We start from the raw sequence: 8,611 nt of genomic DNA, 5'->3' as shown, positions 1-8,611 counted from the left end.
TGGCCGGGGGGCGTGGCTCCCGCCCCCCCCCTCGACAGTTAGGGGGGTCAGCCCCGGTAGGGGACGCGGGCGATCTCCTTGATGCCGCCCGACGTGCCCCACTCGTTCTTGCCGAGCCGGGCCAGCGGACGCATCAGCGTCATCTCGGGGTGGCCCTCGACCATGACCGACTCGTCGACGGCGGCGTGCACGACCCGGCCGAAGACGACCGTCGAGTCGCCGATCCGCACCGTGCTGTGCAGCTCGCACTCGAGCGCCACCGGTGACTGCGCCACGCGCGGCGGCTTCACCCGCAGGCTCGGCTCACGCTCGACGCCACAGGCGTCGAACTCGCTCACCCCGCGCGGGAAGTCGGTTCCCGTGGCGTTGATCTGCTCGAAGAGGCCCTCGGGGGCGAGGTTGACCACGAACTCCCCCGTCTCCTCCACGTTGCGCAGCGAGTCCTTCCGGCCGACGGACGTGAACTGCACGACCGGCGGCGCGACCGAGGCGATGGTGAAGAAGGAGTGCGGGGCCAGGTTGTCCGTCCCGTCGGCCGACGACGTGGAGACCCAGGCGATCGGCCGGGGAACGACGGTGGCGGTGAGCAGCCGGTAGAAGGAGGTGCGGTCGCTCAGTTCGGGATCGATGTTCACACGCATGCCCGACAGTATGACCGCACCGCCGGAACTCCCCGCACTCTCCGTACGCACGCCTCTTGGCCCCCGACCCGGCCTGCCCGACACTGAACCATGACGCAGCGCGTGGACCTCGCGACCGTGATGGACCGACTCGCCGTCGACGACCTGATCACCGGGTACGCGGCGGCCGTGGACGACGCCGACTGGACCGCCTACCGGGCGCTGTTCACCCCGGAGGGCCGGGCCGACTACCGGGGGTCGGGCGGGATCGAGGGGCCGGCGGCCGAGGTGGCCGACTGGCTCGCCGAGACGATGACGCTCTTTCCCGTACGCCAGCACCTCATCGTGAACCGGCAGGTCCTCTTCCGGGGGCCGCCCGGGTATCAGGAACCGGGTGACGCGGCCGACGTGCGCGCCGACTACGTCAACCCGATGCGGTTCGCCTCCGGCGAGGACTTCGTCTGCGGGGGCCGCTACGCCTTCGCGGCCCTGCGGACCGCCGAGGGCTGGCGGCTGCGCTCGGTCGTCGTCGACGAACGGTGGCGCCGGCAACGCTGAACCGGCCGGCCGGGCCGGTGGGTCCCGCCGGCCCACGCGAAGCCGCTCCGGCCCGTCGACCGAGCGGCGCGGTCACGGCCCGTCGGTCGTGCGGAACCGTCGGTCGTACGGCGCGGTCATGGACCGCGCGGAGCCGCCGGCCCCGTCGGTCACGGCGCGGCCCGTGCGTCCCTCACCGGCCGCGCCGAGGTCCGCGCGTCCCTCGGGCCGCGCCGGGGCCCGGCACGTCCGACACTGAAGGCAGGGGCGGGAGGCATGCCATGCGGATCGCGTTCGGGAGTCGGCGGTGGGGCCGAGGCCCGGCCGGGGCACCCGGCCGGGGCCCGGCGCTTCGGCGGGGGGTCGCCCGTTCCCTGCTCGCCGTCGGCTGCGGTGCGCTGCCCGCACTGGCCTTTCCCGCCCCCGGCCTGTGGTGGTGGGCGTATCTGGCGCTCGTCCCGTGGCTGCTGCTGATCCGTACGGCTCCGGGGGCCCGCCGGGCCGCTCTGGACGGCTGGCTGGGCGGCATCGGTTTCGTGCTCGCCGTCCATCACTGGCTGCTGCCCAGCCTGCACGTCTTCCTGCTGCCGCTCGCCGTGCTGCTCGGCCTGCTGTGGCTGCCGTGGGGCTGGCTCGTCCGGTCCCTGCTCGGTGACGCGCCGTCGTCGTCGCGGGCCGCCGTGGCGCTGCTCGCGGTGCCTTCCGGCTGGCTGCTGATCGAGCTGGTCCGTTCCTGGGAGGGCCTGGGCGGCCCGTGGGGGCTGCTCGGGGCGAGCCAGTGGGAGGTCCCGGCGGCGCTGCGGCTCGCCTCGGTCGGCGGGGTCTGGCTGGTGAGCCTGCTCGTGGTGGCCGTGAACACGGCGGTGGTCCTGGCCGTGGCGGCGCCGGGGCTGCGTACCGTCGGTGTCGTGGGGCTCGCGGCCTGCGCGCTCGTGGCCGGCACGGCCGCCTGGGGTGTCGGGCCGCCGGCCGAGAGCGGAACCGTACGGGTGGCCCTCGTACAGCCCGGGGTGTTCGGGGGTCCCGAAGGGCCCGAGGGGCGGTTCGCGCGGGCCGAGGAGCTGACCCGTTCGCTCGTGGGGCAGCGTCTCGACCTGGTGGTCTGGGGTGAGAGCGGCGTGGGCGTCGATCCGGCCGGCCGACCCGAGGTCGCCGCCCGGCTCACCGCCCTGGCGCGAGCGGTCGACGCGCCGCTCCTGGTGAACGTGGACGCGCGCCGGGCCGACCGCCCCGGCATCTTCAAGAGCGCCGTCCTGGTCGCTCCGACGGGGCTCACGGGTGAGCGGTACGACAAGATGCGGCTCGTGCCGTTCGGTGAGTACGTTCCGGCTCGCGGCGTCCTGGGGTGGGTGACGTCGGTCGGCAAGGCGGCCGAGGAGGACCGGCGGCGGGGCACGGCGCCGGTCGTGATGACGCTGCCGGGCACGGGCACCGGCACCGGCTCCGACGGCGTCCGGGGCCCGCGCGTCGGGCCGCTGATCTGCTTCGAGTCCGCCTTTCCCGACATGAGCCGGCGTCTCGTCAGGGAGGGCGCGGGTCTGCTGGTCGTCCAGTCGGCGACCAGCACCTTCCAGGAGAGCTGGGCGCCGGCCCAGCACGCGTCCCTGGCCGCGCTGCGGGCGGCGGAGACGGGCCGGCCGGTCGCGCACGCGACGCTCACCGGGGTCAGCGCCGCCCACGGGCCCGACGGGCGGCGGATCGGGCCCGCGCTCGGCACGGAGGCGAGCGCCGTCGCCGTCCGCGAGCTGCCGCTCTCGGTGACGACGACGTTCTACGTCCGGTGGGGCGACTGGGCGTTGTACGGGGCGTTCGCCGTGCTGGGCGCGGTGTGCGCCGCCGAGGGCGCGGGAGCCCTCAGGAGGCCTGGACCAGCGCCTCGCGGATCACGCGCTCGCACAGCTCGTGGGTCAGCAGGGCGTCGCGGGCGCTGAGCGGCCGCCCGTCGCGTACGGCGTCGAGGAAGGAGAGCACGGCCTGCTCGATCCCGCGCTGGCGGGCGACCGGCACCCAGTCGCCGCGCCGCCGCAGGGTCGGCTGGCCCTTGTGGTCGACGACGTCGGAGAGGTTGAGGACCTGGCGCTTGGTGTCCTGTCCCGAGACCTCCAGGATCTCCTCGGTGGAGCCGCTCATCCGGTTCATCATGCCGATGGCGGTGAAGCCGTCGCCGGAGAGCTGGAGCACGACGTGGTGCATGAGCCCGTCGCGGATCCGGGCCCGCACGTCCACGTGCTCGACCTCCCCGGGGAGCAGGAACCGCAGGGTGTCGACGACGTGGATGAAGTCGTCGAGGACGAGGGTGCGGGGCTCCTCGGGCAGGCCGACCCGGTTCTTCTGGAGGACGATCAGGTCGCGCGGGTGCTCGACGCACTGGGCGTAGGAGGGGGCGAGGCGCCGGTTGAAGCCGACGGCGAGGCCGACGGCACGCTTCTCGGCGAGTTCGACGAGCCGCTCGGAGTCGGCGTACTCGTACGCGAGGGGCTTGTCGACGTACGTGGGGACGCCCGCTTCGAGGAGGCGGCCGACGATCTCGGCGTGGACGGAGGTCGGCGCGTGGACGAAGGCCGCGTCGAGTCCGGCGGAGAGCAGCGAGTCGAGGTCGCGGTGGCGCCGGTCGGCCGGCAGGTGGAGGCTGTCGGCGACCCGGTCCAGGGTCGCGGCGGTGCGGGTCTGGAGGTGGAGCTCGACGCCGGGGAGGGTGGCGAGGACGGGAAGGTAGGCCTTCTGCGCGATGTCGCCGAGTCCGATGCAGCCAACCTTCACGGGGTCTCCCTTGTCGTGTCCACCGGCCCCGTGCGCACGGGCCGTTCGCGCAGGTCAGCTTACGCGGGACGGGCCGGGGCAACCGGCGGGTGCCAGTCGGTGATGCCGTCGAAGCCGCGCAGGAGGAAGCCGGGCCCGAGGCGGGAGACGGCGCCGACGAGGGTGGAGCGCAGGGCGACGGCGGGACGGGCGGAGAGCATCGTGAGCGCTCCGGTACGGGCGGCCTTGCGGACGATGGCCGTGGTGCGCGGCAGGCGGTCCGCGGTGTACGCGGCGAGGGCGCGGTCCGGGAGGAAGTCGGGCGCGGAGCGGGCGTGGTGGGCGAGGACGACGGCGTCCTCGATCGCCTGGTTCCCGCCCTGGCCGAGGCTCGGCATCATCGCGTGCGCGGCGTCGCCGAGGAGCGCGACCCGGCCCCGGTGGAAGGCCGGCAGCGGGTCGGGCAGGTGGTGGACGTCGTGGCGCAGGACCTGGTCGGGTTCGACGGCGGCGAGGATCTCGGGCACGGGGTGGTGCCAGTCGCCGAAGAGGCGGAGGAGTTCGGCCTTCTCGTCGTCGGGCGCGCGGCCGCCGGCGGGGGCCGTGGCCATGGCGTACGCGTAGATCCGGCCGTCCTTGAGGGGCTGGGTGCCCCACAGGCGTCCGGCGCCCCAGGTCTCGTGCGGGGCGAAGGGCCGCTCGGGGGCGGGGACGACGACCCGCCAGGTGGTGCAGCCGGAGTACCGGGTGCCGGGGTGCTCGGGGAAGAGGGTGTGCCGCAGCGCGGAGCGGATGCCGTCGGCGCCGACGACGAGTTCGGCCTCGATCTCGCCCTGCGGGGTGGTCAGGCGGGCGGGGCGGTGGGCGTCGCCGGGGTCGACGAGCGAGGCGGCCGCTCCGGTGCGGACGCTTCCGTCGGGGAGGGCCGAGGTGAGGATCTCGACGAGGGTGGCCCGGTGCAGGAGGACGAGCGGCCCGCCGAAGCGCGCGGCGGCGGCCCCGGCGTTCGTACGGGCGAGCCAGCGGCCGCCGGGGGTGCGCATGCCGCCGTCGCCCTGCCAGGCGGCGAGGGAGCGGACGCGGTCGCCGAGGCCGATGACGTCCAGGGCGCGCTGGGAGTTGGGAGCGAGGCCGATGCCGGCGCCGACGGGGGCGAGGTCGGCGGCGCGTTCCAGGACGGTGACCTGCCAGCCGTTCCGGTGGAGGGCGACGGCGGCGGTGAGCCCGCCGACGCCGGCTCCGACGACGACGGCACGGTGCTGCTCCATGGGTGCTCCTCAGAGAGGGAACTACAGGTGTAGTGAGGCCGACGCCTTGACCGTACTACAGGTGTAGTCGGCTCGGTAGTAGGTTGTCCCGCATGAGCACACCCACCCCGTCCCCCGCCTCCCCCACTGCCGGTGCCGAGGGCCCGGAGCCCTCCGCCTCACGTGCCGAACGGATCGGTGACGCCGCCCTCGACCTCCTCGTCGAGCGCGGCATGCGGGGTCTGACGCATCGCGCCGTGGACGAGCGGGCGGGGCTGCCGCAGGGCTCGACGTCCAACCACGCGCGCACGCGCCAGGCCCTGCTCGAGACGGCCGTGCGACGTCAGGTCGAGCTGGAGGCCCGGGTCCTCACCCCCGACGAGCTGCCGGGCGCCGGAAGCGCCGCCGCACCCGGGGACACCACCGGCTCCGCGGCTCCTACCGCGTCCGGGAACACCACCGGCCCCATGGCTCCCGCCGCGTCCGGGGGCACCACCGACCCCGTGACTCCCGCCGCGACCGGGAACACCACCGCTCCCCTGGACCCCGCCGTACTCGTGGACGTCCTCGCCCTCGCCCTGCACCGCTATCTCACCGACCATCGCGCCCTGCTCGTCTCCCGCTACGAGCTGGCCCTCGAAGCCACCCGCCGTCCCGAGCTCCGCGCCTTCTTCGACGCCGCCGGCTCCGTGTTCCACGACCCGCTGGTCGCGATGACGACGGCGGCCGGCTCGAAGGAACCCGAGCGGCACGCGCTCTCCCTCATCGCCTGGTGCGAGGGGCTGATGTTCTCCTGCGCCGCGGGCTCCTTCCACGCGGCCGTGCCCAGCCTCGCGGAACTTCGTACCGGTTTCGAGGAGTTGCTGCGGGGCATGCTCGGGAGTCGAACCCGCTGAGCGCGACCGGAAAGCGGTGGCACGAGCGGTGATCATGGGAGACGATGCCGCGCATGACCACCGAACGCATCGAATCCGTCCCCCGCGTCGACCCGTCCACCACCTCGGGCGAGCGCGAGGCGCTGGAGCAGTGGCTCGACTTCCACCGCGCGACCCTCGCGAGGAAGTGCGAGGGGCTCGACGACGCCCAGCTGCGCACCCTTTCCGCCCCGCCCTCGGACCTCAACCTGCTGGGCCTCGTCCGCCACATGGCCGAGGTCGAGCGCGGCTGGTTCCGGCGCACCCTGGCCGGCGAGGAGACCCAGTGGATCTATTCGACGGACGAGGACCACGACCGGGACATCCACACCACCGACGAGGACACCTACGAGGAGGCGTACGCCACCTGGCAGGCCGAGATCGCCCACGCGCGCGGTGTGGCGGCGGACAGCGGTCTCGACGACCTGGGCAAGGGCAAGCGCCCCAACGGGAAGAGCTACAACCTCCGCTGGATCTACCTCCACATGATCGAGGAGTACGCCCGCCACAACGGCCACGCGGACCTCCTCCGGGAGCGGATCGACGGCGCGACCGGCGACTGAGCGGGTCAAGGCGGGCACCGCGCCGGCTCACCCTTGCGGGGCATTCCCCGCCGGTAGGGGCGCGAAGATCACCGCGGGACCAGCAGAGTGGCGCGGGTGCATGGAACCCGAACCACAGCGAAGATCCTGGTCGGGGCGGCCGTGGCCGCCCTCGCGGGCTGCGTCTCGGTGGACGCCCCGCGGCCGGCGCCCGTCCCCGCGCCGGCCGCGGAGACGGAGACCGTACGGCCCGCCCAGGACGTGGCCCCGCAGATCGTCGAGGGCCCGGCCCGCGAGGCCCTCGAAGCGGCGATGCCCGCTCCCCCGCCGACCGCCGCACCCCGAGTGACACCCACGTCGGACGTACGCCGGCGGGCGACGGCCCCACCGCCCCGCCCGGAGGCGCGGCGCCCCGCGGCCGTACCCGGGCAGCGCGAGCGTCCGCGCCCGGCACCCCGGCCGACGCTCCCCGAACTCCCCGAGTTTCCGGAGCCGGCCGGGCTGCCGCGGAAGGCGCCGGTGTCCCGGGCGGACGTCTGCGAGCTGGGCGAGCGGTACGGGGGCTGGGCCCCGGGCAGCGATCCGTCCAGGATCTGCCACGGCACGTACGGCCACTGAGCCGCCCTCGGGCGACCCGCCACCGGGTACGGGTCCGGCGCACGCCGGCCCCCGGGCATCCGGGCATCCGGCGGGGCCGTCGGCCACCACAGCCCCGGGCGCCCCGGAGGCCCGGCCGGCCGCCACGGTCCGCCGGACGCCCTGGCGGACCACCCGCCGCCTCACTCCGCGCGGAGTCGTAGCTCCAAGCGCTCGATGGCGGCCCGCACCCCGTTCCCGTAGCCGTCGTCGTCCAGGTGGTCCGAGGCCGCGCGGGCCCGGTCCAGGTGGACGCGGGCGGCGTCGAAGCGCTGGAGCTTGACGTAGTCGGCGGCCAGGTTGAGGTGGAGCGAGGGGTACAGCGCCCGGAGCGCGGCGGCCGAGTCGTGCGCGGCGAGCCGCTCCTCGGCGAGCCCCTCGGCCGCGCTCAGGGCCCGGAGGTCCCACGCCAGCTCGGTGTCGGGGTCGTCCTGGGCGTCCGCCATGTAGTGCGCGAGGGTGCAGCGGTGCAGTGGGTCCCCGTCGAGGCCGATCTGCTGCCACAGGAGCCCGAAGCGGTTGCGGGCCTCCTCGCGGTCGCCGCCGTGGAGCAGCATCATGGCCTGCCCGATCCTGGTCATGACCCCGTCGTCCGACACCTGCTGCTGCTCGGTCACCGCGACCTCCACCCGCTCACCCACTGGGAGGATCGACGCTAGCCGCACCCGGCCCGGATCGGGCCGAGGCTCAGCCGAGGTCCGGGATGCGCCAGTCGATCGGCTCGTGGCCCTGGGCCGCGACGGCCGCGTCGATCTGGGTGAACGGCCGCGATCCGAAGAACTTCTTCGCCGACAGGGGCGAGGGGTGGGCGCCCTTCACCACCACGTGCCGCTCCTCGTCGATGAGCGGCAGCTTCTTCTGGGCGTAGTTGCCCCAGAGGACGAAGACGGCGGGGTCGGGCCGCGAGGCGACGGCGGTGATCACGGCGTCCGTGAACTTCTCCCAGCCCTTGCCCTTGTGCGAGTTCGCCTCGCCGGCGCGGACCGTCAGAACGGCGTTGAGCAGGAGGACGCCCTGCTCGGCCCACGGCATCAGATAGCCGTTGTCCGGGATCGGGTGGCCGAGCTCGGCGTGCATCTCCTTGTAGATGTTCCGCAGGGAGGGCGGGGTCTTCACCCCGGGGCGGACCGAGAAGCAGAGGCCGTGTCCCTGGCCCTCGCCGTGGTAGGGGTCCTGACCGAGGATCAGCACCTTCACCTTGTCGTACGGCGTGGCGTCGAGGGCGGCGAAGACCTCGTCCTTCGGCGGGAAGACCGGCCCCCGGGCGCGCTCCTGCTCGACGAACTCGGTGAGCTGCTCGAAGTACGGCTTCTGCAGTTCCTCGCCGAGGACGCCCCGCCAGGACTCGGGCAGCATGCTGGTGTCGGTCACGGTCA

General features: G+C 74.5%; 10 protein-coding genes. 5 read left to right on the top strand and 5 right to left on the bottom strand.

Annotation, left to right across the window (positions count from 1 at the left end):
* Nucleotides 1–47: 47 nt before the first annotated feature.
* Nucleotides 48–641 (bottom strand): flavin reductase family protein, encoded by a 594-nt coding sequence (locus ACFWUY_RS36250; RefSeq protein ID WP_384120094.1) that lies wholly within the window; start codon nt 639–641, stop codon nt 48–50.
* 90 nt (nt 642–731) lie between these two features.
* On the opposite strand from ACFWUY_RS36250, the gene ACFWUY_RS36245 reads away from it, so the two are divergent.
* Together ACFWUY_RS36245 and lnt are read left to right on the top strand one after the other, a co-directional pair.
* Entirely contained in the window at nt 732–1,178 is a 447-nt protein-coding gene (locus tag ACFWUY_RS36245) for a nuclear transport factor 2 family protein (RefSeq protein WP_384120091.1), read from the top strand.
* A 260-nt stretch (nt 1,179–1,438) separates the two neighbouring features.
* On the top strand, nt 1,439–3,088 hold the full coding sequence (gene lnt / locus ACFWUY_RS36240; RefSeq protein ID WP_384120088.1) for an apolipoprotein N-acyltransferase: 1,650 nt from the start codon (nt 1,439–1,441) through the stop codon (nt 3,086–3,088).
* Here lnt and ACFWUY_RS36235 read toward each other — a convergent pair.
* Both ACFWUY_RS36235 and ACFWUY_RS36230 read right to left on the bottom strand, forming a co-directional pair.
* Nucleotides 3,012–3,917, bottom strand: a complete 906-nt coding sequence (locus tag ACFWUY_RS36235; protein WP_384120084.1) for a Gfo/Idh/MocA family protein — start codon at nt 3,915–3,917, stop codon at nt 3,012–3,014. The genes lnt and ACFWUY_RS36235 overlap by 77 nt on opposite strands.
* Nucleotides 3,918–3,976: 59 nt before the next feature.
* Nucleotides 3,977–5,164 carry an FAD-dependent monooxygenase gene (locus tag ACFWUY_RS36230; protein WP_384120080.1) on the bottom strand — a complete coding sequence of 396 codons (1,188 nt, stop codon included), beginning with the start codon at nt 5,162–5,164 and terminating at the stop codon, nt 3,977–3,979.
* A 92-nt stretch (nt 5,165–5,256) separates the two neighbouring features.
* Here ACFWUY_RS36230 and ACFWUY_RS36225 point away from each other — a divergent pair, with 92 nt between their 5' ends.
* From ACFWUY_RS36225 to ACFWUY_RS36215, 3 genes are all read left to right on the top strand, one after another.
* A complete protein-coding gene (locus tag ACFWUY_RS36225) occupies nt 5,257–6,039 on the top strand; it encodes a TetR/AcrR family transcriptional regulator (protein ID WP_384120077.1) in 783 nt (260 codons plus the stop codon).
* A 53-nt stretch (nt 6,040–6,092) separates the two neighbouring features.
* Nucleotides 6,093–6,620 carry a DinB family protein gene (locus tag ACFWUY_RS36220; RefSeq protein WP_384120074.1) on the top strand — a complete coding sequence of 176 codons (528 nt, stop codon included), beginning with the start codon at nt 6,093–6,095 and terminating at the stop codon, nt 6,618–6,620.
* 96 nt (nt 6,621–6,716) lie between these two features.
* Complete coding sequence (locus tag ACFWUY_RS36215; protein WP_384120070.1) at nt 6,717–7,217, top strand: hypothetical protein; 501 nt, start codon at nt 6,717–6,719, stop codon at nt 7,215–7,217.
* 161 nt (nt 7,218–7,378) lie between these two features.
* On the opposite strand, the gene ACFWUY_RS36210 is transcribed toward ACFWUY_RS36215, so the two are convergent.
* A complete protein-coding gene (locus ACFWUY_RS36210) occupies nt 7,379–7,852 on the bottom strand; it encodes a hypothetical protein (protein WP_384120067.1) in 474 nt (157 codons plus the stop codon).
* A gap of 70 nt (nt 7,853–7,922) precedes the next feature.
* Entirely contained in the window at nt 7,923–8,606 is a 684-nt protein-coding gene (ung, locus tag ACFWUY_RS36205; RefSeq protein ID WP_384120064.1) for a uracil-DNA glycosylase, read from the bottom strand.
* Between the last annotated feature and the right edge of the window lie 5 nt (nt 8,607–8,611).

This window comes from Streptomyces sp. NPDC058664 (genome assembly GCF_042716635.1).
Lineage (GTDB): Bacteria > Actinomycetota > Actinomycetes > Streptomycetales > Streptomycetaceae > Streptomyces.
Note: the sequence above shows the minus strand (reverse complement) of the source record. Positions and strands in the feature narration are given on the sequence as shown.

Coding starts and splice junctions, on each gene's coding strand:
- ACFWUY_RS36250 (WP_384120094.1), bottom strand. CDS start 641: ATGCGTGTGAACATCGATCCCGAACTGAGCGACCGCACCTCCTTCTAC.
- ACFWUY_RS36245 (WP_384120091.1), top strand. CDS start 732: ATGACGCAGCGCGTGGACCTCGCGACCGTGATGGACCGACTCGCCGTC.
- lnt (WP_384120088.1), top strand. CDS start 1,439: ATGCGGATCGCGTTCGGGAGTCGGCGGTGGGGCCGAGGCCCGGCCGGG.
- ACFWUY_RS36230 (WP_384120080.1), bottom strand. CDS start 5,164: ATGGAGCAGCACCGTGCCGTCGTCGTCGGAGCCGGCGTCGGCGGGCTC.
- ACFWUY_RS36225 (WP_384120077.1), top strand. CDS start 5,257: ATGAGCACACCCACCCCGTCCCCCGCCTCCCCCACTGCCGGTGCCGAG.
- ACFWUY_RS36220 (WP_384120074.1), top strand. CDS start 6,093: ATGACCACCGAACGCATCGAATCCGTCCCCCGCGTCGACCCGTCCACC.